19 protein-coding genes are annotated in these 24,551 nt (G+C 47.0%); all 19 read right to left on the reverse strand.

The features are described from left to right. Positions 1-10: 10 nt before the first annotated feature. The 19 genes from ACFSVM_RS12950 to ACFSVM_RS13040 all read right to left on the reverse strand — a co-directional run bounded on the left by ACFSVM_RS12950 (position 11) and on the right by ACFSVM_RS13040 (position 24,386). Positions 11-1,912, reverse strand: coding sequence for a PAS domain-containing protein (locus ACFSVM_RS12950; RefSeq protein ID WP_177178686.1), 1,902 nt, complete (start codon positions 1,910-1,912; stop codon positions 11-13). Between the two features lie 140 nt (positions 1,913-2,052). Continuing rightward, entirely contained in the window at positions 2,053-3,276 is a 1,224-nt protein-coding gene (locus ACFSVM_RS12955) for a Bcr/CflA family efflux MFS transporter (RefSeq protein WP_076312687.1), read from the reverse strand. Between the two features lie 312 nt (positions 3,277-3,588). Beyond that, entirely contained in the window at positions 3,589-5,277 is a 1,689-nt protein-coding gene (locus tag ACFSVM_RS12960) for an ABC transporter substrate-binding protein (protein ID WP_379262566.1), read from the reverse strand. Positions 5,278-5,790: 513 nt separating this feature from the next. After that, positions 5,791-7,308, reverse strand: coding sequence for a glycoside hydrolase family 43 protein (locus tag ACFSVM_RS12965; RefSeq protein ID WP_379262568.1), 1,518 nt, complete (start codon positions 7,306-7,308; stop codon positions 5,791-5,793). Positions 7,309-7,539: 231 nt separating this feature from the next. After that, complete coding sequence (locus ACFSVM_RS12970) at positions 7,540-8,010, reverse strand: GNAT family N-acetyltransferase (protein ID WP_090724153.1); 471 nt, start codon at positions 8,008-8,010, stop codon at positions 7,540-7,542. A 243-nt stretch (positions 8,011-8,253) separates the two neighbouring features. Continuing rightward, a complete protein-coding gene (locus ACFSVM_RS12975) occupies positions 8,254-8,754 on the reverse strand; it encodes a (2Fe-2S)-binding protein (protein ID WP_076313499.1) in 501 nt (166 codons plus the stop codon). Then, positions 8,754-11,045, reverse strand: coding sequence for a xanthine dehydrogenase subunit D (gene pucD / locus ACFSVM_RS12980; protein WP_379262571.1), 2,292 nt, complete (start codon positions 11,043-11,045; stop codon positions 8,754-8,756). The genes ACFSVM_RS12975 and pucD overlap by 1 nt, the downstream gene beginning before the upstream one ends. 6 nt (positions 11,046-11,051) lie before the next feature. Next, positions 11,052-11,975 (reverse strand): FAD binding domain-containing protein, encoded by a 924-nt coding sequence (locus ACFSVM_RS12985; protein ID WP_379262573.1) that lies wholly within the window; start codon positions 11,973-11,975, stop codon positions 11,052-11,054. A 21-nt stretch (positions 11,976-11,996) separates the two neighbouring features. After that, on the reverse strand, positions 11,997-12,653 hold the full coding sequence (locus ACFSVM_RS12990; protein WP_379262575.1) for a nucleotidyltransferase family protein: 657 nt from the start codon (positions 12,651-12,653) through the stop codon (positions 11,997-11,999). Next, complete coding sequence (locus ACFSVM_RS12995; protein WP_379262577.1) at positions 12,601-13,668, reverse strand: XdhC family protein; 1,068 nt, start codon at positions 13,666-13,668, stop codon at positions 12,601-12,603. Before ACFSVM_RS12995 ends, ACFSVM_RS12990 begins: the two co-directional genes overlap by 53 nt. 100 nt (positions 13,669-13,768) lie before the next feature. Next, positions 13,769-15,103 carry a 5'-deoxyadenosine deaminase gene (locus tag ACFSVM_RS13000; protein ID WP_379262579.1) on the reverse strand — a complete coding sequence of 445 codons (1,335 nt, stop codon included), beginning with the start codon at positions 15,101-15,103 and terminating at the stop codon, positions 13,769-13,771. Between the two features lie 66 nt (positions 15,104-15,169). After that, complete coding sequence (gene ggt, locus ACFSVM_RS13005) at positions 15,170-16,765, reverse strand: gamma-glutamyltransferase (RefSeq protein ID WP_379262581.1); 1,596 nt, start codon at positions 16,763-16,765, stop codon at positions 15,170-15,172. Further along, positions 16,759-18,012 carry a pyridoxal-phosphate-dependent aminotransferase family protein gene (locus ACFSVM_RS13010; protein ID WP_076312697.1) on the reverse strand — a complete coding sequence of 418 codons (1,254 nt, stop codon included), beginning with the start codon at positions 18,010-18,012 and terminating at the stop codon, positions 16,759-16,761. Before ACFSVM_RS13010 ends, ggt begins: the two co-directional genes overlap by 7 nt. Beyond that, complete coding sequence (locus ACFSVM_RS13015; protein ID WP_379262583.1) at positions 17,999-19,297, reverse strand: M20 family metallo-hydrolase; 1,299 nt, start codon at positions 19,295-19,297, stop codon at positions 17,999-18,001. The genes ACFSVM_RS13010 and ACFSVM_RS13015 overlap by 14 nt, the downstream gene beginning before the upstream one ends. Then, positions 19,290-20,702, reverse strand: a complete 1,413-nt coding sequence (gene allB, locus ACFSVM_RS13020) for an allantoinase AllB (RefSeq protein WP_379262585.1) — start codon at positions 20,700-20,702, stop codon at positions 19,290-19,292. Before allB ends, ACFSVM_RS13015 begins: the two co-directional genes overlap by 8 nt. A 60-nt stretch (positions 20,703-20,762) precedes the next feature. Beyond that, a complete protein-coding gene (gene uraH, locus ACFSVM_RS13025) occupies positions 20,763-21,119 on the reverse strand; it encodes a hydroxyisourate hydrolase (RefSeq protein ID WP_379262587.1) in 357 nt (118 codons plus the stop codon). Next, the gene (gene pucL, locus ACFSVM_RS13030) at positions 21,119-22,102 is read right to left on the reverse strand and encodes a factor-independent urate hydroxylase (protein ID WP_379262589.1); all 984 of its coding nucleotides are present in this window, start codon (positions 22,100-22,102) and stop codon (positions 21,119-21,121) included. Before pucL ends, uraH begins: the two co-directional genes overlap by 1 nt. A 5-nt stretch (positions 22,103-22,107) precedes the next feature. Next, a complete protein-coding gene (gene uraD, locus ACFSVM_RS13035; protein ID WP_379263000.1) occupies positions 22,108-22,626 on the reverse strand; it encodes a 2-oxo-4-hydroxy-4-carboxy-5-ureidoimidazoline decarboxylase in 519 nt (172 codons plus the stop codon). Between the two features lie 152 nt (positions 22,627-22,778). After that, the gene (locus tag ACFSVM_RS13040) at positions 22,779-24,386 is read right to left on the reverse strand and encodes a PucR family transcriptional regulator (protein WP_379262591.1); all 1,608 of its coding nucleotides are present in this window, start codon (positions 24,384-24,386) and stop codon (positions 22,779-22,781) included. Between the last annotated feature and the right edge of the window lie 165 nt (positions 24,387-24,551).

Consider the following 24,551-nt stretch of genomic DNA (forward strand, 5'->3'; position numbering starts at 1 on the left):
ATTTTTCATTTTAGATATGTTCCAGCTCTAGCAGAAACTGAAATGTCGAGCCCTTTCCTTCTGTACTTTGAACACTAATACTGCCTCCCATAAGCTCAACGAGACGTTTAGTTATAGCCAGTCCCAGACCCGTACCTCCGTAATTCCGGCTGATATCAGGATCTAATTGAGAGAAGGATTGAAACAGCAGCCGTTCCTTGTGTCTCGGTATGCCGATTCCTGTGTCTTGAACCTGTACCATCAGCAGTACTCGCTTGCGCCCAGGGATATGAACGGCTTCTGCCCGAATCAGTACCTCGCCTGATTCCGTAAATTTCACTCCATTGCTGATTAAATTGATGAGAATCTGCCTTATTTTTGGTTCATCACCGATCATATTGTACGGTATTCTTGTATCACATTCCTTCGTTAGTGTGATTCCTTTATTTCTTGCTTGTACACTGAAGAGATTCGTTACCTCATCTAACACGTCATGAAAATTAAATGAGGATTGCTGAACTTCTACCCGGCTAGTTTCCAGCTTGCTCAGATTCAGAATATTATTCAATGTTTGAATAAGTGAATCACTGCTGCTAAGTATAATTTCCGCATAGCTGAGCTGTTCTTCATTAAGATTCGTATCAACAAGCAGAGAAGCCATACCCATAATGGCGTTCATCGGTGTTCGTATTTCATGGCTCATGATGGATAGAAATTCGGATTTTTCCTTCTCTGCCCGTTCCGCCTCATCCTTTGCTTTCATAATTTCGTTCATTGAAGTCAAATCTCTGAGAACCACGACAGAACCCTTTTTGTCCTGATCTATAATAGAATGCACTTGATATTCAGCAATAAAAGTGCTGCCATCCTCTTTTCCAAAGACTGCCTCTTGCACACAAGTGTGCCCTTCATTTGATAGAATCGCTCTGTGAATCGGCATCTGATTCTTGTCGTACGGATAGTAGTTTTCATTAAACTGGATTAGATAATCCGCCAGCCGAGATCCGATTACCACATCCTCGTTCATTGACAGCAGCTTCGCACCCGCTTTATTTAAATACAATATCCGTCCTTCCGAGTCCACACCGAAGATCGCATCCTTAACCGTATTCAGAATTAACTCGAGCTGTTTGCCCAGATTCTCGATCTGCTTCAAATAGACGGTGCTTTCTGTTGTGTCCGCGGTAATGCCATAGACGCCTACGACACGGCCATCCATAATAATAGGCACATTGATGACGTGTGCTTCAAAGGCATGACCGGATTTATGCAGCATTTTGATATTGTACTCCTGGGGAATTCCTTTGGCTGCTTGAGCGAAGTGATAGTGAGTCTTCTGTAAACTGTCCGGATCAATTAAGGGTGAAAAATGACCTGTTAACAGCTCCTCCTGGGTATGCCCTGTCAACGCACACTGGCCTTCATTAACTCGAATCAGGTTACCATTAAGATCTAAAGACGCTACCCCAAGCGGGTTGTATTTAAATAAAGATTTATATTCCAGCAGCTCCCGCTCCATCTCCTCAGACTCTAGCCTCTCTACCTTCCTTACTGGACTCTTCGATGGAGAAGGGACAAATTGTACGATGACACACCCTTCTTCTTCCTCTACAAGACTGATCCACATGTCTGCTGTACTGACAACGCCCCGCTGATTCACGAATTGCAGCCGCCGGCTTGTTGACATTTCTTCAGTAGTCTTCAGCTGCTGTACAATATGGATAAGATTGAACTCCGTAGGATTCGGGTTCGCCATGATATCAAATAAAGTCAGTTTTGAGTTCGCTCGACCGCCGCTTATATCCAGCCAGTTCTCCATTGCCTTATTCACTTTGATACATACGCCATCTTCTTCCAACACAATTGCAGAGGGAATCGGAGCTCTGTAGAACAAACTTTCCCAATGCTTGCTTTTTGTAACTAAGTCAGACATTAAGTTCCCCCTCATTTTTTTCAAGAACTATTCTATTTATAACCGGAAGCAGCCGAATTCAAAACGAAGAAATACAAATGAATTTAATGATTTTTCATACGGGGATTTGATATAAAAAAGAGACAGCCTATTCGGCTGCCTCATGACTCATATTTGCCAATAGCAGTTAGCTTATTCTCACCAGTCAGCTTCGTAAATACGAAAGCTCCCAGGCAGGCTGTAACGAATAAAATAGCTCCCATGGGCACTGCGGTTGTTTCGTCAATTCCGACGAGAGGAGAAACGGCAGAACCGATAAGAAGCGGTACTAATCCTAATACAGCACTGGCGCTCCCTGCCCGATGTCCTTGATGCTCCATTGCCAGCGTAAATGTGCTTGTAGCGACTATTCCAATGGTAATCATATAAACGAAGATACATATTACGACGAGGAATAAAGGTCCGCGAAATGCGGTTGTCACTAAGAGCAGCAGTGTAGCACTGACGGCAACCCACACCCCAATTCTGAGTAGTGTGCGTTCAGGAACAATGCCGCCAAAACGGCCAATCAGAAAGCTTCCGAAGATGATTGCTATCCCGTTAATGCCAAATAATACACTGAATACTTGTGGTGACACCCCATAGATCTCCTGGTAAACGAAAGGCGTACCTGAAACATAGGCAAAGCTCCCGCCATGAACAAATCCGACGGTCAGAGCGTATCCAATGAATACCCTGTCCTTGAACAATTCTCCCATCGTCTTCACAGAATGTCCAAGCGAGCTTGGCATCCTTTTCTCTGGAGGCAATGTTTCTTTGAGACGCATCCCTATAATCAGCACGATCAATAGCCCAAACAAACATAGGAAATAGAAGATGGATTGCCAATTCGCTGATGGAATGAGCAGAATAGCTCCCCCTGACATCGGTGCAACCATTGGAGCTACAGCATTAATGACCGACAGCAACGCAAAAAACTTCGTGAGCTCTCTGCCGTCAAACACATCTCGTACGACTGCACGTGAAATCACAAGTCCAGCAGCAGCGGTGAAGCCTTGAAGGAATCTTGCCGCAATCAGCAGAGAAATATTAGGCGCGAGAGCACAAAATAGCGATGACAAAGCAAATAAACTGAGTGAAATGAGAAGCGGAATTTTTCGACCACGTGCATCACTGATGGGACCCACAATGATTTGACCTACAGCCAGACCAATCAAGCATGAGGTTAAGCTTAACTGAACCAATGAAGCTCTTGCACCCAAATCCTCTCCAATCTCGGGGAAGCTGGGAAGATACATATCGATATTGAACGGTCCTAATATGCCGAGCAAGCTTAACAAAAATGCTAATGCTAATCGCTCTTTACCTGTTGGATTATGCAGCATGCGCAGAAAACACCTAATTTCTTATGAAATTTAGCTTACGTTTGTTTCGGTCGTAAATAACAAGCCGCTGGCTTGTCCCTCTGAAGATGCATGCACAAGCATGAGATTCCGAAAAAAGACAAAGCTCTGAACATTATAAGCATTGATTGTCTATTTGTTAAGACATTTCTTTATCACTATGCGTTTCATCCATATAGGGCATAGTAGCTCAAGCTTGACCATATAGAAAAAAGCCGCCATGAAGGAAGGCGACTTTCTAATCCAATCTTTGATATTCAGGCGATTCAACAACCTCTTACCCATGTATTCATCTTAATCTATATCCTTACCTGTCCATAATCTTACTCGATCTTTAATCCATTCTGTATATTGCTGCTCCATTTCAACCGCGCCTTCTTTATCCAGCTCAGCAAGCATATTATCATAGATGGCATCAAATTGATCTGGTGCTGAGATAATGGCTTCGGGAATGCGCTTCTGAATAATATCCTGCGTTTTTTGGTAGATGACATTGTAATTTCCACTGTCCGTTGGGATCGGCATATTATATGCAGCCCCCCACTCTTTTATCGGGAATTCATCCTCGGATGGGAACAGTTCCTTCCAGGTACGAATTCCGTAGCCTGCAAGCACTTCCTTCTCAACTGCTGAATAACCCTCTTGAATCTGCTCCGGGAAATTGGTCGTGAAATAGTTACCTGTCGAATCCTTCACCCCGTCACCATAATGCGCTCCAAATATATTGTAGAGGCCAATCCCTGTTTCTTTGGTAAAGTTACTGTTATCGTTGTTTTTCCGATCTTGAATATCTGCCGGAATCTTCCGAACCCCATCCTCTACAACATAATGCTCGCCTTCGATACCCCAGTTTCTTAAAATTTGCCCTTCTTCAGAGGACAACCAATCCAAGAACTTGATAGCACGAACAGGATCTTCCGCATCCACCGTTATACCAATGCCATATCCATCAAAGCCCATAGGCTGAAAGTCTGCACGCTTGAAGGACTCATCCAAGGTAACTGGATAAAATCCATAAGTGTTTTCGTCTAGACCCGCGCTTTTAAGCGCATTCTCTGCATCGCTAAATCCCCAGTTCGGATCGAAGAGAGATAGTACACGACCGCTAGCGATCTTGGCCTTGTATTGATCATCCTTCTGAACAAAGCTTTCCTTATCAACTAGACCATCATTCCACAGCTTGTTTAACCAACGGAAATATTCCTTCTCTTCAGGTCGCTTGTAATGAAGCTGCGCTTCATAAGTCTCAGGATTAATAAAGTACTCTCCATCACCAGGACCACCGGTAGCCATAACCGCCGGGTCTGTCACGGTAATCATCCGACGCCATCCATCTGCGCTAAGTGTGAGCGGGATGGTCGGCTGACCATCTTCTGTAGTTGGATGCAGCTCATAATACTCTCTCATCACATTCTCGTAATCCTCTATCGTCTTGATCTCGGGATACCCCAGCTCTTTGACAACACGGTGCTGAATCGCAACTCCATTAGTCGCATCAAAATACGTCTGGTCAATGGCACCATTGGTTGGAAGCCAATAAATTGATGGATCCTCATTGCTGTACTTTAATCGATTGAAATGCTCACCATAAGCTTTCTTTATGTTTGGCGCATGTTCTTCAATTAAGTCTGTAAGATCGAGCATGGCCCCCGCTTCGACAAGTCTGGATAAGTTCCCTTTAGGAAAGATTAAATCGGGATATTCGCCGCTCGCAGCCATGAGTGAAATCCGGTCATTTCCGCCTCCGCTGGAAATATCGAACTCCGCATTAATGGTTACACCCGTCATTTCAGTGATCTTCTTGCCTACGGCATCCTGCATTCTGTTCCAATTGGGACTGGCATCTGCTCCGAAGAATGTGAATGTAATCGGCCTATCTTCATCTGTACTCTCGGGTGCATCACTCCCTGTGGAGCTGCCGCATCCAGCAGCCAGGAGTAAGGAGCTTGTGAGTAACAAAGCGGCGAATCTCTTTTTCTTCATATTATAACCCCCTATTTCTTATGAACTTCTAATCTTTTGGATGAATGCGTTTACAACAAATTCTTAATCACAGTATATGGAATAAATAGAACACAAACCTTGATTTTTCAGTCAGCAATATAGGATGATATAGACATGATCATGTACAGCTCGATGGCGGTTTTGTGAATAAGGTTCAATTAAATGCAACCCATATCGTCAATAAATGAAGTATCTTTTATCAAGAAAGGGCATGTATTTGTCATTAACGGTGAAACGGTCCATGGATACAAGGATCCGCAGGATTATAAAATCTGCGACTAGACAGTTTTAAAAAAAAGCATATGGATTATCCCCCAAAGCATTCAGGCAAAGTGATTCATCCTGATGGATAAGCGCAATATCTAATGATGAGTAATGCAAAAAAAGAGATAGATCGACGTCATTCTTGATGTCAATCTCTCTCTTTTGTTATTTTAAAACTATATTCAATAATATCGGATGTTCAGTAAATCGAGGTTTCTTCGTTCTACTCTATTCATCCTTAGGTTCATACTCATACCAATCGAAATAGGAAGGTGTAGAATGACCAGCAGGACTTGTCGCGTACATCGCAATCATAACCCCCGTAAAACCGCCAGCAACTTCTGTAGATAGAAAGGCCGTTTCTGCCGTTCCTGCTGTAACCAACACTAAACCAGCCGCATCACGAACGGAGAAGGTGAAGTATTCTCGATCGGCTTGAATCTCAAGCTGAGCAGGTCCTGAAGGGCAGTTATAATACTCTTCGACTTTCAAGGAACCTACGGTTCTTCTGAATATAATCTTCTTGCATCCATTCACAGAAATGATCGCCAGTTCATAATGGTATTTCTCATTCATATAAACAGTAAGTCCCGACTCTTCTCCATCTAGCACAGGCTCAAACTCAATAGAAGTCGTTACTCTGCTGTTGAAATGACTAAGCCTGCGCCCAACGTATGCTGGAGATCCGACATCGTCGAGTGTAACCGAATCTCCTCGGAGCGTTAGATAACCTGCCCGTTCCGTCAATGACCACCGATCCGTTCTCGGATTACGCAGAAATGCCCAATCCACTCCAAGCTCAGCTTGGTCAAAGTCATCTCTAATGGGTTTGTTTGGTAACGGATGCCCCATGAATTCTGGTGCTTGCATTACAGGCTCAACTCGTCCATCCTCCCCAATGATTGGCCATTGATCTGGAGTCCAAGTCACAGGTGCGAGAAATACCTCTCTTCCCAAATGGTGGCGCATTGGGTAAGAAGCCGGCCTGATGCCCAAAAACACAGCCCACCAGCTGCCGTCATGAGCTTCAATGATATCAGCATGGCCTGTAGCGTGAATGCTGCTCTTCAGACTACGATGAGACAGAATGGGATTATGGGGACAAGCTTCGAATGGTCCGTAAGGCTCTTTGCTTCTCGCTATGGTCTCCATATGACCGTACTCGGTCCCCCCCTCGGCCAGCATTAAATAGTAGTAATCGCCTATTCGGTACAAATGAGGGGCTTCCGGATAGGCGCCTCCTGTTCCCGTCCAGATCAGACGACTGTCTGTCAGCATTTGTCCGGTTTCTATGTCAATCTCACATTGATAGACTCCATCCCCTTGATCTCCGGAACGGGTTGACTGAAAATAGACGCTGCCATCCTCATCAAACAAAAGGGAAGGATCAATCCCATCCTGTGCTACACGAATCGGGGCTGACCATGTTCCTGCGGGGTCCTGTGTCTTCACATAGAAATTACCGATGCCCCCGACGTTTGTCGTTACCATATAGAACCAACCCTGATGATATCGGATTGTAGGAGCAAAGATACCACATGAGCTCGGTACATTCGTTAAGGGAAGCTGCTCTTCTGTGGTGAGCACATGTCCAATCTGCTCCCAATTCACAAGATCGTTGCTATGAAATATCGGTACACCTGGGAAGTATTGAAATGAGCTGGTAACCAAATAGTAATCTTCGCCCACTCTGCAAATGCTGGGATCCGGATGAAATCCGGAAATAACGGGGTTTATGTACTGCATGCGATGCACTCCATTCTATCTTTTAACTTAATAGCTTTAGATGTACATCATTCTAGTGTATTCAGACGCTATAAACCTTGATTAATAAGTCACGTTTCTAGCACGATTTAGACCGGGATTTTATATAAACAAAAAAACGGCCGTATATAACAGCCGCTCGATCATATCAATCAGGCATCGGTTTAACCCTATTGTTAGACTGATCGGAGTAGAATCCCTTATCTAACCCAGCTACAGTGATCTGATATACCACGCATCGCATGCGAAATGTTCTGTATCCATCAAAGGCTTCGTTAAGGCCACAAAACCGTTCTTCTGATAGAATTTATTAGCAGCTACCATGTTGTTAAACGTTTCAAGATAACACTCATTGTAGTACAATCTGGCATAATCCAACGCCGCCTCCAGCAGCTGGCTTGCTGCTCCCGTACCGCGTGCTTCTTTGAAAGCATACATTTTCTGCAGCTCGCATATATGTGGAAAACCACTGATGGGTCCAATGCCGCAGCCCGCTATAATCTTGGAATCTTTCTCGACGACCCAATATTTAGAGCCTTCGTGGTTGTATAGATGATAGAAATCCCCCAGATTCGGATCTGTCCACGCCGTTCCCGGCTTATTCGCTCCAAATTCAATTAGACAGGTTCTAATCAAATCCTCCACTTGCTTATTATCTCTCTCTTCAATCTCTCTTAATAACATGATGTAAACTCTCCTATATGCATGGATAATTGAATAATTCATTGTTTCTCGGTGGACTTCTCTGCTATGTATCATAGTGCAAATCTCTTGATCAGACAATGCATTAAGCCATTCATTCTTAAGAACAATTGATGTGGACTATACTGGTGATAAATTCCTCTTCCCATCCTCCAACTCGCAGTACCTGCAAAAAAACAACTCATATCCTATCGATATGAGTAGTCACCAAGCTATTCAAGTATGCTATTCCTGCAAAGGCTTCGCCGCCTTCGTACAGGCTGCTTGCTGTACGGCTCGTATAATCCCTCCGTAACCGGTACAGCGGCATAAGTTACCGCAAAGGGCCTTCTCAATCTGCTCCAGGCTCGGTTCAGGATGAGCATCCAGTAATGTTTTGGTCGTCAAAATCATGCCTGGTGTGCAATATCCGCACTGGAATCCTCCTTCATCGATAAAGGCCTGCTGTATAGGATGAAGCTCATCATCATTAGAAGGTGCGAGACCTTCAATCGTAACGATCTGCTGATGGTCACATTGATAAGCCATAAGCAGGCAGGAATTTACCGGCTCATCATTTAATAGCACCATGCAGGCTCCACAGCGGCCAATCTCACAGGCTATTTTCGTACCTGTCAGTTGAAGACGATCCCGGAGGATCGTTACCAGTCTCTCGGTAGCCGGAACCGTCAGCTGAACATCACTTCCATTTATCGTACAGCTCCACTCCATCATTTCGTTTCCCATCATGATGGCTGCACCCCTTCCTTTTTATCGCTGAATACGGGCTTGATCAGCTTCTCTCTCTGAACAGGCAGCTTATTAAGCCAGACTCCGGTTGCCTGATATATAGCACTGACAATAGCAGGAGCCAGAGCAACAGATCCAATCTCTCCTATGCCCCTCGGTCCGAATGGATCATTTTCCGGCAAATTTTCAATCGCCTCTACATCCAGTCTTTTTTGCATATCTTGAATAGTTGGAATGAGATACGTGTCCAGATTTGTTGTCATGTATTCACTATTCTCCATGAGGGAATCTTCCATCAGTGTAAACCCGAGGGCCATCCCGCTGCCGCCTTCAATCTGGCCGACATAACCCATGGGATTCATAACCGGACCCGCCGCTACGACATGTCTGATGTCATCAACCTTCACTTGACCTGACAAGGTATTCACCTCAACCTCTGCCATAACCGCGGCATAGGTATATAAATAATGTCCACCAACGACTTCGTCAGGGGTTGTGGGATAGTCAAATTTGGTATCGAAGGTGAGCTCTTCAGCTGACGCAAGCTGTGTGATTTCTAGAAATGACAGAACCCTGTATTGATCCTGTCCATTCTCCCGGCCCCTGCGCCAAATTCCCCCTGGTCCGGTGACAAGCTCATGTGCGGGAATCCCGGTCGCTTCGCTGGTGAGACGAGTGATCTTGTCTCGGAACGGTGACTTTAACCGCTGCAATGCCATCCAAGCCATCGTGGTTGACCGGGAAGCCGTGCTCGAACCGCTGTGCGGTACACGATCGGTATCTCCAATTACAATCTCAAGATCCTCCCGGACACAGTCAAACAGCTCACACAGCATGATCTCGAGGGTCGATACGAGTCCCTGCCCAAATTCCTCGTAGCTGAAGGCCGCCTCAATCTTCCCCTCCTCATTCAGCCGCAATCTGCCTCCCGCAGGATCGGGAATGCCATAACCAAGACCCGCTCCGTGCATTGCTATCGCAGCACCCTTCCCTTTACGGATCCAAGGTGGAAGCTCGGTACGCTCCTCATGTATCCATAGATCTGAATGATGAACGGCTTCCCATACTTCCTGCAGCCCGTTTGTAACCAGAATTTGCTGACCAAGTGGTCCTGGATCACCATTACTTCTAAGGTTCCGTCTTCTTAGCTCCCATGGATCTATCCCCAGCTGTGCAGCAGCACGATCCATCTGTCCTTCCATAGCAAAGATCGCCTGATTCCCGCCGAACCCTCTGAACTCACCCGAAACTCCATTATTGGTATAGACCGATAGCCCTTCCACATCTACATGTGGAATTGAATAAGGGCCCATGGAATGCTCTGTCGCAAAGTTCAATACAGGCGCACCAAGCGTCGCATAGGCTCCTGTATCGGCTGTAATTCTTACACGATGAGCGGTTATCAACCCTTCCTTCGTAAATCCGGTCTCCATCACAATCTTCATCGGATGCCGTTTCAAGCCGGCACGCACAGACTCTTTGCGAGAATTATGAATTTTGACTGGACGTTTGGTTCTTAGGGCCAGCAGCGCACCGTAGGGTTGAACATTCAGTTCATCCTTGCCTCCAAACGATCCGCCTATTGGGCTTGAGACGACCCGAATCATTTCCTCATCCATATTTAAAATACGGGATAGCTGCATTCTGTCTTTGTAACCATGCTGGGTCGGTGCGTACACACTGAGTCTGCCGTTCTCTTCCGGAACGAACAGTCCTCCCTCTGTTTCCATATAGGTGTGCATTTGACGAGGCGTATAGTATGTCTCTCTGATGATATGCTCTGTTTCTGTAAACGCAGCTTCCGCATTCCCTCTCTTCACTTCCGTACGATGCAAAATATTGCCATGCGGGTGGAGCTTAGGCGCATCTGGAGCAAGCGCTGCTTCTGGGGAGCTGAGTGGTGACATCACTTCATATTCGACCTTGATCAGCTTAAGCGCAGCTTCCGCTATTTCCAGTGTGTCTGCAGCTACTGCTGCGACGGCATCTCCTGTGTAACGAACCAATTCATCACAGAAGACAGGCTGATCAGGGGTAGCGATGCCGAAGGCGTTCATCCCTGGAACATCCTTATGGGTAAGCACAGCTTGCACACCAGGAAGACCTTCAGCAGCCACAGTATCTACACTAACGATCCTCGCATAGGGATGGATGCTTCGAAGTACCCTTCCATACAGCATGCCTGGAAGTGATTTATCGGTTAAATACTGTAGTGTACCCGTTACTTTTTCTTTGCCATCTGGTCGGGTATACCATCTCTTTCCACTGTTTTCCTTGTTTAGCCGCATTAAGCTTCACACTCCTTCTCCCATAGACACCTGTTTCATGGACTTCCATAATCCGGATACAATCAGATTCGAAGCCAACTGCTTGCGGTAAGCTTCTGAGGCGTACAAATCTGAATAGGTTACGAACTCCGCTTCAATCGTTTCAGCAAGCTTGGTTAGAGAGGACTCCTCCAGCTTGTGTCCGCTCAGCAAGGCTTCACTTTCTCTAAGCCTCATCGCTTGACCGGAGCCTCCGCCTGCTGCAATCGCTATGGAATCCCACGTGCCTGCCTCATTTATAAATCCATGAACTGCAACGGTCACTAATGAAGGAGTAAAAGCTTCTCTTCTGCCGATTTTGTGGAAGAAGGAGACAGGTCGGTATTTCTGACCATGCGTATGGATTCTCATCTCTAACGGAATATAGATGTTCAGCAGCAGATCAGAAGCATTCCGCTGTCCTGTTCTCCATTCCTCAAGCCAGGACAGAAGGCTCTTTTCTTCCAGCCCCTTCTCGGCTAGCCATAGCAGTGAAGCATCGTAGACGAGAAGGGCTGGAATGATATCTCCCACACCTGAAGCGACATTGCCCCCGATGGTGGCTAGATTTCGAATAGAAGGAGCCGCGATGACTTCAGCTGCATCATGAATGAGTCGGAAGCTGTCCCGAATTCGAATGTCCTCGGTACATGTCCGGAGCCTGCACATGGCTCCAATATTCAGCTTCTCCGGATCTTCTGATATGTTCCGAATCTCCTGGATTCGATCCAGGCTGATCAGATGACCCGGCATCAGCGCGGTACCCATCTCCCACTGTGTTCGCAGAAGCGTTGTACCTGAAGCCCAGACATAGCCTGCATTCAATTTTTCTGATACATTCCTTGCTTCATATAGATCTCCAGGCCGCCATACGGTTGGATAAGTTATAGGATTATGCTCATTCAATGACATTGAAGTACCCCCTCCAGCTTCCTATGTATCTTGATCTTGATAGAGATCATCTGAATGCGAATGTACAAGCTTGCTTTCCTGCGACAATTTTTGTTTGATTACAGCAAGCTCTTCCTTTGTATCCGCATCTAGGAACATATCGCTCTCAAAAGAAATGCCGATGCCTTGAAAAGAACTTCTTCGCAGTAGTTTCCTCGCGCCTTCATCCCCTTTGAGCTGCATTAAAAAGTTAAACATGGTACGGCTAAACAAAATGGGCGGCTTAAGCTCGTCATGATCTTTGGCCGCTACATAATCAAGATCAGGAGAAGACTTAAAACATGCAATCAGTTGATTGATGTGCGCCTGTTGAATGAGGGGCTGGTCTGCAAGCAGTATCATGGCACAATCGGCTCCTTTTTCCTTCACAGAACTGATTCCTTCCCGCAGCGAATAAGACATTCCACCCCGTGCTTCATGGCACACGGACATATATACCTTCTGCTTTTCAGCTGTACTGACCCATGTCAGCGGATCATCCGGTCTAACGACCACGACGATGAAGTCGAGCTCAGAAGCAATTGCCCGTTGAAGTACCACGGCTCCCATCGTTATCCCATCAATCAGAGGAAGATTCACCTTGGGTTCACCCATTCGCTGACTGCTTCCTGCAGCCAGAATGATTCCTGCCTTTCGCATCTGTCTTCTCCTCCTTACCGGTACTTAATGGCTGACCTCGCTTAACGGAAATAAGCTCTGCGACAATAGCAATCGCAATTTCCTCCGGTCCTTCTGATCCAATAGCTAAGCCCACCGGTGCGTGTAGTCGAGGCAAGGCAGGAAGTCCTTCTACCAATCTGGAAGTTCTCGTCCGGGAACCCAGAATACCTAAATAGGTGTAAGACGCAGCTGACAACAATTCGAGGAAGCTGCGTTCATGAGGATAATGATGACTTAACAGCAATATATAATCCTGGCTTGTTATTTGGAGATGTCGATAGATTTCATTTGGAAAACCAACCAAGAGCTCTGCACCCGGGAATCGGTCTGCACTGACAAGCGCTTCACGCCAGTCAGCTACCACTACTCGAAACCCGGAGGCTATTGCCATACGAACGACAGAAATGCTGTCATTCCCCGCACCGATTACAATAAGCCTCGGCTTCGGTGTGTAAGTATGAGTGTACAGCCATCCCCCACTGTGCCACTCTTGAGCTACGAGACTTGGATGGCTGGTTATTTTAGCATGTGATTTTGAAGATTCGCTATCCTTATGGGGAATGTATTGAACGGAATAATCTCGAATTGCTCCCTCGTCTGCAGAGCAGGTTCTACGCAGATCAACTTGAATTCCGCGATCTAGCAGCCCGCCCATTTCCAGCAGTATCTGCTTCAATGCCGCATCGACAGGCTCCAGCAGAATGTGGAGCAAACCGCCGCAGCCCATATTTTCGCCCCAAGAGAGGTCATCGTCCGGGCGCATATCGTAGACGATTTTTTGAGGGCATCCAGTAGACATTACATACTCTGCATGCAAGGAGAGATCGGTCTCTATACATCCAGGACTAATGCTTCCATACATGAGCCCCTGTTCTGCGAACAGCATAGTTGCACCTTGTTTGCGGTAGGCATGACCTTCTACATATACAGCGGTAGCAAGCACAAGCTTTGTTTCCGTGGTCTGAACCAGCTTGCAGATATCATGCATTTCCATACCGATTCCCTCCTAATGATATTGGCTGCATAAAGCTGACATGGCTTCAGAATGCATAAATACGAGCGGCAGCTGCCGCCCGTATCCGGGACAATCCATGTTAAGATATATGTTTATTTCTCTTCATTAACCGGGCTATACTCAGATCTGCTTCTCTCAGCACAATGCCCCTGTCAATGGTCTTGACCATACGGTTCTCAAGGACAATCTGGCCATCAATTATGACGGTATCTACATTGCTTCGTGTGGCTGAATATACGACACGGGAATAGACATCAACCTCATGGGATGGATACGTATGAAAATCATTTAAGTCGAGCAGAACCAGATCTGCCTTCTTCCCAACCTCAAGGCTGCCAATCTCTTTGGCCAGACCAAGCACTTCAGCACCGCCCATCGTAGCCATGCGAAGGACTGTCCTCGCGTCCATAACTGTCGGTCCATGCTCTACTTTATGAATAAGAGCTGTATAACGCATCTCCTGGAACATATCCAGATTGTTATTGCATGGAGCACCGTCTGCTCCGATGCCCACATGAACCTGCCGGTTCAGCAGATCCGGAATGTCAGCGATGCCGGAAGACAGCTTCATATTTGAGCCAGGACAATGTGTTACCTTGACATCCCGCTTGCGTATAATCTCCTTCTCTTCCTCACTCAACCACACACAATGTGCAAGAATGAGCCGCTGATTCGCAAGTCCGATATGATCCAGATATACGACGTTCCGCATCCCCCGTTCATTCTCGACAAGCTCAATCTCGCCCCGATTCTCAGAGGCATGGGTGTGCACCTTCACATTATATTGTGCCGACAGATCACGAACCTCGGTTAGAAGCTCCTCTGAACAAGAGACAACAAATCTCGGGCAGAAGGCATATTGAATTCTTCCTCCACCAAAGCCGTTCCATTTCTCAAGCAAAGCAACGCTCTGCTGCAAGGAATCCGCAGTTGTCTCTTGCAGCGGCAGAGGCACTTCATCACCATGATCCATCATGACCTTTCCAGAGAGGGCCCTGATTCCACTTTGTGCAATGGCTTGAAAGGCCGATTCCGTATGGTGTACAGTCTCCATATCCAGAATGGTGGTCGTGCCGCTCGCTATGAGTTCACCCAGCCCGAGCAGAGCAGAGTAATAGACCGACTCCTCATCGTGTGCTGCTTCCAGCGGCCAGATCCGCTTGCGAAGCCAATCCATGAGCTCCAGATCATCCGCCCTTCCGCGGAACAAGGTCTGGCATAAGTGGATATGCGTCTGTATAAATCCAGGCAGAAGTGCTTTGCCGCCCGCTTCAATGATGCGGTCCGCTGTAACATCAATGCTTACCGCGATTTCCTTGATCCGGTTATCTTCTATTAATAAGTCACCTATCAACACTTCTTCATTCGGATTCATGGTGACGATTTGAGCCCCTTTAATGAGGATCGTTCCCATATAACGACCTCCCCTTGATCAAGATTCAAATGTGTACAGGTGCTCTTCACGAATTCATATATTCTCTTACCATCCGATCGCAGCTCCGTCGCCGCGCGGATCAGCAGCCCCGCTGCGCAATCCGTTCTCTTGAATCAAAATTCCCTGAGCCTGCCCCATCAGATCGTCCCATGGACCAAGAGCCCGTACCTTATGCCCCATCTCTTTGAGCTCATCCAATATTGCATCATTAAACCGCTGTTCCAGCTTCAGCTCATCTCCTTCTTCTCCCCAAGTACGTCCATACACCCAGCGAGGCAGACTGATCGCCTCTTGAACGGACAAGTTGTAATCCAGTACAGCCGTAAGAAGTGACAGCTGGGTTTGCGGCTGACCTTCACCGCCTTGGGTCCCTAGCAGCAAGTATGGTTTCCCATCTTTAAATACCATTCCAGGCATCAAGGTATGGAAGGAGCGCTTGGCTGGTTCCAGTACATTGGCTTCACTTGGATCTAGAGAGAAGAATGAACCTCTGTTCTGTAAAACGATACCGGTTCCCTGAGGCATATATCCTGAGCCAAAATCGAAATAGAGGCTTTGGATGAAGGAGACTGCGTTTCCTTCACGGTCGACTACCGCTGCATAAGCTGTATCCTGGCCCATGGCTTTGGACAGTGTCGGCTCCGCCTTATTCGGGTGCTGTTCAATCTCCTGCCATAGCTTATCGGCATATGGCTTAGACAATAGCTCCTTAAGTGGAATCTCTCTGAAATCCGGGTCTGTTAAATATCGATCACGATCACGGAATGCCTTCTTCGTCACTTCTGTCATGAGATGATAATAACTGCTTGAAATGCGTTCAATGGAGGATATGTCCTTATGCTCAAGCATATTCAGCATCATTAGTACGGAGAAGCCTTGCGAATTCGGGGGCATTTGATAGACTTCATAACCTCGATAATCCGTAGATACAGGAGTTACCCATTGCCCGGTATGATTCTCGAAATCTTCTTTTTGCAAAAAGCCGCCATCCTTCTTCACCGCACTCGTGATCTGGTCTGCAAGCGCCCCCTTATAAAAGGCGTCCTTCCCACCGCTTTGCAGCAATTTGAGAGATGCAGCCAGCTCCTGCTGCACAAGAATGTCACCTTCCTTGAGCAGTTCTCCATCCTTTAAAAAGACAGAAGCCAAACCCTGATCCGCTCGAATAAACTGCTCATCCTTGATGAGCCATTCTCTCAAGTTGCGCGATACCGGACAGCCGTGCTCTGCGTAGAAGACTGCAGGAGCAAGCAAATCGGACCATGACAGATTTCCGAACTTCTGAGATACTTCCCACCAGGCATCCACCATCCCTGGCACAGTGAGCGCACTTAACACACCACGCTGCGGAATGGATCGAAGCTGCATCTGTTCAAACATTTCTCTGGTCAGCATAGCTGGTGAGCGGCCTGAACCGTTGTATCCAGATAGCTCTCCTGATGCTGCGTTATAAGTCAGAAAAAAAGAATCGCCCCCCAGTCCCGTCATGTGGGGGTAAACGACAGCCAGCGCAGCACTCACTGCAATCGCCGCATCATAGGCATTACCACCATCTGCCAGCATTCTTGCTCCCGCACTGCTGGCTAAATAATGTGGTGAGGTAACCATGACTTCCATACCTACAGGCATTTGATTCAGCATGAAATTTCCTCCTTATTGACCACAGAGTAGACATCGAGTGCGGCCTGTACCGCTTCACCAGCCGGCAAGCGATACCCTTCCCGGATGAGTACAGCCTCTAATGCACCCAAGGTGTGAAGCACATTTTTCTGGTTGCAGCTGAAGCCCATCGTTCCAATTCTCCATATTTTCCCTTTTAACGGTCCGAATGAACTTGCGATCTCGATTCCAAAATCATGCAGCAATCTGCTGCGAACAGCTTCTCCATCAATTCCCTCCGGTATATTAATACATGTTACGCAAGTAAGCTTGCTCTCTTCATTACCGAACAAGGTGAGACCCATCCCTTTAATTCCTTGCACGAGCGCTCTGGCATTATGCTCATGTCTTAGGAATCGGGCTTCAAGACCTTCTTCCAGCAGAATTCGGAGCCCTTCATGAAGAGCGTAAAGCATGGATGTTGCTTCTGTATGGTGATTCAGCCTTGCAGCACTCCAGTAATCCTGAATCTGACTCAGATCAAAATAGTTGCTTCGGATCATCTGTCCATCATTCGCAAGTTCAACATTAGCCGGGTCTCTGAGTCCCCGCTCAACCCTTTTACGGGACAAGAGCTTACGCTCAATTCGGTCATTATAAGTAATCGGAGCCATACCGGAAGGAACAGAGATACACTTCTGAGTACCTCCCATAACCGCATCGAGCATCCAGTTATCGGTCTCGACCGGTACTCCGCCAATGGTAGCGACCGCATCAACAACTAGGAGAATATCCAGCTCCCTGCACGTTCGGCCTATCTCGGCAAGCGGCTGCATCTGCCCTGTAGAGGTCTCTCCATGCACCATCGCTACGATGCCGGGCTTATGCTCATGAATGGCCTCAATCACCGTCTCTGGATCAAATACACCGCCCCACTCCGTCTCGATGTGAACGACGTCTGCCCCGCAGCGTTCCGCAATTTCAACCAGCAGGTGCCCAAATCGGCCATAGATCGGTACCAGCACTTTATCTCCAGGCTGTATAATGCTTACAAGTACTGCTTCGAGTCCGGATCTGGACGTACCATCTACGGGATAGCTCCACTGATTATTCGTTTGAAATACTTCCCTGACAAGTTCCATCGTTTCATTCATTAAGGACGTAAATTCGGGATCAAATTGACCCAATATAGGAAATGACATGGCTCGGAGCACACGCGGATCTACTTCCACGGGTCCAGGCGTCATAATTGTTCGAAGTGACGGGTTTAGTTCCTTATATTTCTTCATCTGTCTTCCCCCTGTAGCCATATTGATGCAGCAGCTCAATGAGCACTTTAAATCCTTGGTCAATCTGTTCGCGTGACGTATACTCCAGTGGATTATGACTGATGCCGTCCTTGCTTGGCACAAAGATCATTGCAACATCGCATTTGCTCGCAAATATTTGAGCATCATGTCCTGCTCCACTTGGCATTTTTCGATAACTGAGCCCTAATTGCTCACATATTTCTACGGTGTTCTCTACCCATGTCGGATTCATTGGCGTCGGTTCAACAGCTAGATGCTCCTCTGAACTGGCTATTAACTCATAAGAATCTGCAATGGTTTGAATTCGTTGCAAGATGAACTCAGTATATTCGTGAAGGATAGCTTGATCCGTGTGTCTGATATCCAGTGTAAATTGTGCCGTGCCCGGCACCACATTCACAGCTCCAGGGAATACTTCTATATTACCGACGGTAGCTACCAGCGGATCACCATAGGCTATCGCCTGCTTCCTTACTTCGCTGATCATCTCGGCTGCTCCAGCGAGTGCATCCTTTCGATAGGACATCGGCGTCGTGCCCGCGTGATTGGCCTCACCCTGAACTGTGATATCAATTCGCTTCTGCCCAACGATTCCAGTGACGACACCAATGGATGTATTCGTTCGCTCCAGTACCGATCCCTGCTCAATATGAAGCTCCACATAACCGGCAGGTGCTTCAATTCCAGAACGAAGTCCTGAATCAGGACCAAATCCCGCCGCTTCAGCTGCCTGCTGTAAAGTTATCCCTTCCGCGTCTTTAAGCTCTCCGGCTGCAGCCCAGCTGCTGAGCCCTGTAATGCTCCTTGATCCCCAAAAAGCAAAGGGAAATCGGCTGCCCTCTTCTTCGCTGAGCGATAAGGCAACCAGCGAACGGCTTGGTTCTCCGTATGTCTCCTTCAAATACAATAATGCGGCTATGCCTGCTGCCACACCCAGCGCACCGTCAAACTTGCCGCCAGATTGTACCGTATCAATATGAGAACCTGTATACAGCGGAGCATCATTCCTTGTTCCCTGCAGGCATCCATACAGATTGCCGGCTTCATCAAACGATACACCCAGCCCTCGTTCCTTCATGAAATCCGCCAAATAATGCTGGGCTTCCAGCCAGGAAGGAGAGTACAGCAGTCTAGTGCATCCACCCGCCTCACTGGCGGACATTTCTTCGAGATCATCCAGTAACTTATGTAGAAGAGTTGAATATGCCTCGAGCGCTTCTTCTTGAAGCAGCGGCAATGATGTAATATCAGCAGGATCAGGCATACAGATCTCCCCCTTTGCTTGCCATTGTCTTCCTTAATCCAGCCGGAATGAATCTTCCCGGCTTCTGCTCTATTAATCCTGTAACATCATTATAAACGAGAATGCCACGACTGAATGTACCTTTAATCCTACACGAGAAGCTTCTGTTCAAATAGGGAGACTGCGGATGCCGGTAACGAATGTCCTGTTCGTTAAGAACATATCCTTGATTAAAATCGACGATCGCAAGGTCTGCGTCCTTACCGACTTGAATTTCCCCCTTAGTTGCAGCGAGTCCGAACCTTTTCGCTGGATTTGCCGAGAGCAGTCTTGCAATTGTCGTCAGCGGTATTCCTCTCTTCACGTACCCTTCATCAAGCATTAGAAGCAAAGTGCTCTGGGCACCAGCAATACCTCCCCAGATCTCGAAGAAGTTATCGGTTTCTTTCATGGATGGAAGGCACGGTGAATGATCAGAGGCAATGATATCAATCTGTTCTTGTTCTATGGCTTCCCACAGCAGCTCCTGCTCGGTTAAGGTACGCAGCGGAGGTGCACACTTCGCAATGGCTCCTAGCTCAAGCACATCCTCCTCGGACAGTACCAGGTAATGGGGACAAGTCTCTACCGTGACATCAAGTCCAGCTATCCTCGCCGTCTGTATAAGCTCAACGGCTTGCCGAGTGCTGATATGTACAAAGTGAAGTGGACATCCGGTCTGTCTGGCATAGACTAACGCTCTTTGAACGGCTTCGATCTCCGCTTCCGGTGGACGCGAGTCCAGGTAATCTCTAGCAGTGACTTGCCCTCGCGATTGCTTGGCATAAGATAATGCGCTCGTCATCTCATCACTCTCTGCGTGAAGTGCCAGCACCCCGCCGATCTCGGCGATACGCTCCATCCCCTTAATCAGCGTCTGATCATTTGCACGTGTAAAGATTTCTTCTCCTTCACCACCCGGCTCAGACATAAAAGCTTTAAAGCCGGCAGCACCCGCGTTTGCAAGCGGCGCAAGCTCTTCGAGATTATCTTGAACAAGACCTCCCCAAAAAGCATAATCCACATAACTGTGACCCTTCGCCCGCGCTTCCTTCATCTCCCAGCCGCGCATCGTTGTCGTGGGGGGCACACCATTCAGCGGCATATCAATATATGTTGTAATCCCCCCCACAGCCAGGGATGCAGAGCCTGTCTCGAATCCTTCCCATGAAGCCAGTCCCGGTTCATTGAAATGGACATGCGCATCAATGGCTCCCGGCATCACGACAAGGTCCGTTGCGTCATATATCATCGTGTCCCCGCCTGGAATCAATTGAGGCTCCAGCGCGACAATGACGCCTTCATTAATGCCGATATCCATCTTCTCTATTCCATGCGGCAATACAACGTGCCCGCCCTGGATAATGACCTCATAACTCGATTTCATCAGAAGCCCTCCCTTGTAGACGCATAGCTTAACTATAGCAGAGGCATCTGCCGTCTTATACTAACTTCCTCTATAAGTGCTGTAGCCTCCAGGTGCAACCAGTAATGGAACATGATAGTGTTCCTCAGGGCTGGCAACATAGAACTGCAGCGGAATCACAACCCAAATCGACCGAATTCCCGTTTCATTCAAAAAAGATTCAAAATACTCCCCTGCATAAAACCGGAGTTCATAAGTGCCAATAGTCAGCTCCCCCTCAAGAAAGGGAGTATCGATTCTTCCATCGTCATTCGTTTGAGCGGACGCTAAATACTTCGCCTCACCTGTACTCTCAATGAAATACAGCTCAACCTTCATGCTTCTTCCCGGTATACCTCTGCTTGTGTCCAACACGTGGGTCGTCAGTCTGCCTGCCATTATACACTCCCTGCTTCTTGAGGCTTGTTCTCATAAGCAGCAAGATCCTCCTGCGTCATAGAGAACCCTTGGAAGCCATAAGGTGGACGAGGTTCAGTAAATACGGAGCCCGGACCTTCATCTACAGTTTCTACAATCGTTTCCCACGTACGGTTATTGGACTCAAACGATATTTCCTCCAATTGACTGAAGTTTTTCAAAATACGAAGGCCAATCAGATAGATGAGATATTGAATGGATGGGGAGTTATTCTCATGAAACACGGTTGCTGCAATATCGCGGATCTGTTCTGCATCAACGTAGCTGTTACGGGTATCATCAAGTCCGTCCGCCGGATTCTTGTATTTCCAATGAATATCGAGGAAGATAAACAGAGGTCTGTCATAAGTTTCAGGTAGTGTTGTATATTCATCCCGGACAAAACCTGCAAACCCGCTGCCTTTCACTTTAATCAGGCGTAGATTTTTGACACTGCTCTGTGCATAAGTTATTTCGATATTCTCTCCGCTGCGCTCTACCTCTACAATCGCTCCTGCACTTTCGTTGTGCGAGTATTTGAAGACAAGATCGCTCGGGATATTGCCGTCAGGAGAGCCAATCTGTACATTTTCGAATGGCACTTGTGTAGCGTTCATACGAACTCCGGTCATCTGCGGGTAGGTTTCAATGAAACGACGGCTTGCATACTCCAAAAATCCTTCCATCGTGGCTCCAGTATAGTGAGCGGCATGTCTCAATATGAAATTTTTCATTGAATCCGTTGCAACAACAAGGGAATTGTCCCCTTCTGTAAAGGAGGTTAGAAACTCCTCGCCTTTTACTGCAATTTTGATATTCATACCGAACAGCACATTCTCTCGGCCGCGGAAAGGAGATTCCGGAATGACTGTAATCCCTGTGAGTGGTTTAGCATAGGAACGGAACACCCACACATCTCCCTTACCGTAATACATCGTTCTGGATCCCAGCTGATCTCTAGTCATATTGATTACCTCTCCTCTTCCATATGTTCTAACATCCATGCTTCAAGCCGATACCAGCTGATAAGATATACTTCTCGAAGGGCTGTCTCAAACTCCGTCTCATAGCTGTTATGGACACGATTCTTAATCGCGGCGATAATCTCGTCAGCGGATTTCCCCTTCACCGCAATAATGAATGGGAACTCGAAGGTCTGCGTATACTTCTGGTTCAATTCGGACAGCACACTGTGCTGTACCTCTGATAAGGCTTGCAGCCCAGCGCCGGCTTGTTCCTGAACAGAATGATCGCTCATTGCGATTCTGGCTCCCAAATCCGGATGATTTCGCAGAAGGATCAACTTTCGTTCCGTATCCGCCGATTCAACGACATTCTTCATTTGTTCGTGTAACTGATTCATGGATGTGAATGGCTTCTTGCTGTACGCCTCTTCTGCAACCCAGGACGAATGTTCGAATAAAGTGCCGAAGGCTTCTAGGAATTGTTCCTTGGTATAAGAGTTAACATCATCAATTGATAATTTCAGAAAGAATCACCTCTGGATCGAATGTATATGAGCATTGTAGTGTGGGGAGAGAATGTATGACAATATAAATCACGTCGATTTGTTATATAAAATAACGCAAGCCATTTCCTTTGTGTCTCATGCACGTATTAATTGTTACATTTTCACAACAACTACTTATGCACGCCTTGATCCTGAAGAAATTTGCGGAAAGTGAAAACAAGCTTGAGCTTAAGCAGATCATTCGATTTTTTGAAATCCATTTGCAGCAGACTGCTTATCTTATCCATTCGGTAAGTCACGGTGTTACGGTGCACAAAGAGCTGTTTGGCAGCCTCATTAATCAGTCCATCATTTTCGATAAACGCTTCAAGCGTGTTCATCAGCACCTGTGTCGGATCTCCATCCTTCACTAAGAGAGGTTCAAGCACTTTGTTGCAATAATTTTCCATGATGGATTCAGGAACATGCTGAAACACATAGGCGAATTCCAGCATCTCAAATTGCAGCGCTGTATCCTTCATTCCGAACCGGCTAGCGATGGCCCGTGTATCCAGACACTCCTGGAATGCTTCACGCAGTGATTTGGGTTCATGCTTCATCTTACTGATCCAGAATCTTGGTCCAGTGCCCCCTGCCTTCCTTCCTCCGATCAAATCCTCAAATCGCGAAGTCAGGAATCGCGAGAGCTCTTCACCGTAATCCTTGTCAGCCGGACATGCGTAGATGGACAGAATCCCTTCATCCATCTGAATATGGTGCGATGCAGTCAGCTGCATCATCGGATTATACTGAAGCTCCCGATGCACCTGCTTGATCAGCTTCCCTTCTGCATAACCCTCCGACTCGATTGTCGTCAGCACACATTGATACGTCCCGGAATCCTGAAACAATTGAACTCCCAGTCCCTCCGACCTGCGCATCAGCTCCTCACAGCCCACCTTGCGATCCAGATACTGCCTCACGATCACTCTAATTTCATCTTGAACCGTAGGGTTAATGTGTTCCCGATAGGTCATATCCATATAAAATGCGAGCACCTCGGACGCCTGCTGAAACAACTCCTCCTCAGCCTTAAGTCCGTATGCACCATCTGTATAAATCAACAAAAATCCATAATCCTCATCCTTCTGCATCACGGGTACACGATAACAGCTTCCGTGATCCCATTTGACACGATGCATGACATTTTTGAAGGGCCAGCCCTGCTGGATATTCGTATCCCTCATTTCCTCGCTGACATACAGCAGATGCCCCCGGGAGCCGATCACCGCAATGGGATAGTTCAGAACAGCAGCCAATTTAGAGAAAACATCGTTCTTCTGATCCTGTTCAAGCGCAAACTGCATGAGTCGCTTTTGCTTGTTTACAACCGTCTCCAGCGTTCGTGTATTTCGTTCATATTCAGCCTTAAACAAGGCATTCATCTGATCTGAAAAAGTAAATTGAAAAGGCAGTTCAAGCAGCGGCAGCTGAAGCGCGTCCGCTTCCTCAATGATCTGTGCAGGTATGTTCTGCCAGAATCTGCCCAGCTTCACACCGAGTCCGGCACAGCCTCGTTCATTCAACCTGCGCAGCAGTTTAACTGCATCATCCTCGCTATCCTTCATGACAAAAGCGGTAGTGAACAACAACTCGCCTGATTTGATCCAATCTGCAATATCAGGTGCATCCATGACATTCACTGACTTGAGTGTACGCATGGTCCCTTCAGCACCTGCAACAAGCTTCGCTTCCGAAAGCGGATATATGGATAAGGCTTCTTTTACCGTTAACTGCATTGGAACCCACCTCTTTCATATCTAACATCCTATGTAATGTTAAACTGAGTATTGTTAACTATTATAACATCAAAATGCTGTTTGGGAATATACAACAAAAAATATTTTTCTCCAAAAAAAAGAACGACCCTCATCCGCATCTAGAGTCGTTCCTGTTCTATATTT

This window comes from Paenibacillus shunpengii (genome assembly GCF_042684905.1).
GTDB classification, from domain to species: domain Bacteria; phylum Bacillota; class Bacilli; order Paenibacillales; family Paenibacillaceae; genus Paenibacillus; species Paenibacillus shunpengii.

Coding starts and splice junctions, on each gene's coding strand:
- ACFSVM_RS12950 (WP_177178686.1), bottom strand. CDS start 1,912: ATGTCTGACTTAGTTACAAAAAGCAAGCATTGGGAAAGTTTGTTCTAC.
- ACFSVM_RS12955 (WP_076312687.1), bottom strand. CDS start 3,276: ATGCTGCATAATCCAACAGGTAAAGAGCGATTAGCATTAGCATTTTTG.
- ACFSVM_RS12960 (WP_379262566.1), bottom strand. CDS start 5,277: ATGAAGAAAAAGAGATTCGCCGCTTTGTTACTCACAAGCTCCTTACTC.
- ACFSVM_RS12965 (WP_379262568.1), bottom strand. CDS start 7,308: ATGCAGTACATAAACCCCGTTATTTCCGGATTTCATCCGGATCCCAGC.
- ACFSVM_RS12970 (WP_090724153.1), bottom strand. CDS start 8,010: ATGTTATTAAGAGAGATTGAAGAGAGAGATAATAAGCAAGTGGAGGAT.
- ACFSVM_RS12975 (WP_076313499.1), bottom strand. CDS start 8,754: ATGGGAAACGAAATGATGGAGTGGAGCTGTACGATAAATGGAAGTGAT.
- pucD (WP_379262571.1), bottom strand. CDS start 11,045: ATGCGGCTAAACAAGGAAAACAGTGGAAAGAGATGGTATACCCGACCA.
- ACFSVM_RS12985 (WP_379262573.1), bottom strand. CDS start 11,975: ATGTCATTGAATGAGCATAATCCTATAACTTATCCAACCGTATGGCGG.
- ACFSVM_RS12990 (WP_379262575.1), bottom strand. CDS start 12,653: ATGCGAAAGGCAGGAATCATTCTGGCTGCAGGAAGCAGTCAGCGAATG.
- ACFSVM_RS12995 (WP_379262577.1), bottom strand. CDS start 13,668: ATGGAAATGCATGATATCTGCAAGCTGGTTCAGACCACGGAAACAAAG.
- ACFSVM_RS13000 (WP_379262579.1), bottom strand. CDS start 15,103: ATGGGAACGATCCTCATTAAAGGGGCTCAAATCGTCACCATGAATCCG.
- ggt (WP_379262581.1), bottom strand. CDS start 16,765: ATGCTGAATCAAATGCCTGTAGGTATGGAAGTCATGGTTACCTCACCA.
- ACFSVM_RS13010 (WP_076312697.1), bottom strand. CDS start 18,012: ATGAAGAAATATAAGGAACTAAACCCGTCACTTCGAACAATTATGACG.
- ACFSVM_RS13015 (WP_379262583.1), bottom strand. CDS start 19,297: ATGCCTGATCCTGCTGATATTACATCATTGCCGCTGCTTCAAGAAGAA.
- allB (WP_379262585.1), bottom strand. CDS start 20,702: ATGAAATCGAGTTATGAGGTCATTATCCAGGGCGGGCACGTTGTATTG.
- uraH (WP_379262587.1), bottom strand. CDS start 21,119: ATGGCAGGCAGACTGACGACCCACGTGTTGGACACAAGCAGAGGTATA.
- pucL (WP_379262589.1), bottom strand. CDS start 22,102: ATGACTAGAGATCAGCTGGGATCCAGAACGATGTATTACGGTAAGGGA.
- ACFSVM_RS13040 (WP_379262591.1), bottom strand. CDS start 24,386: ATGCAGTTAACGGTAAAAGAAGCCTTATCCATATATCCGCTTTCGGAA.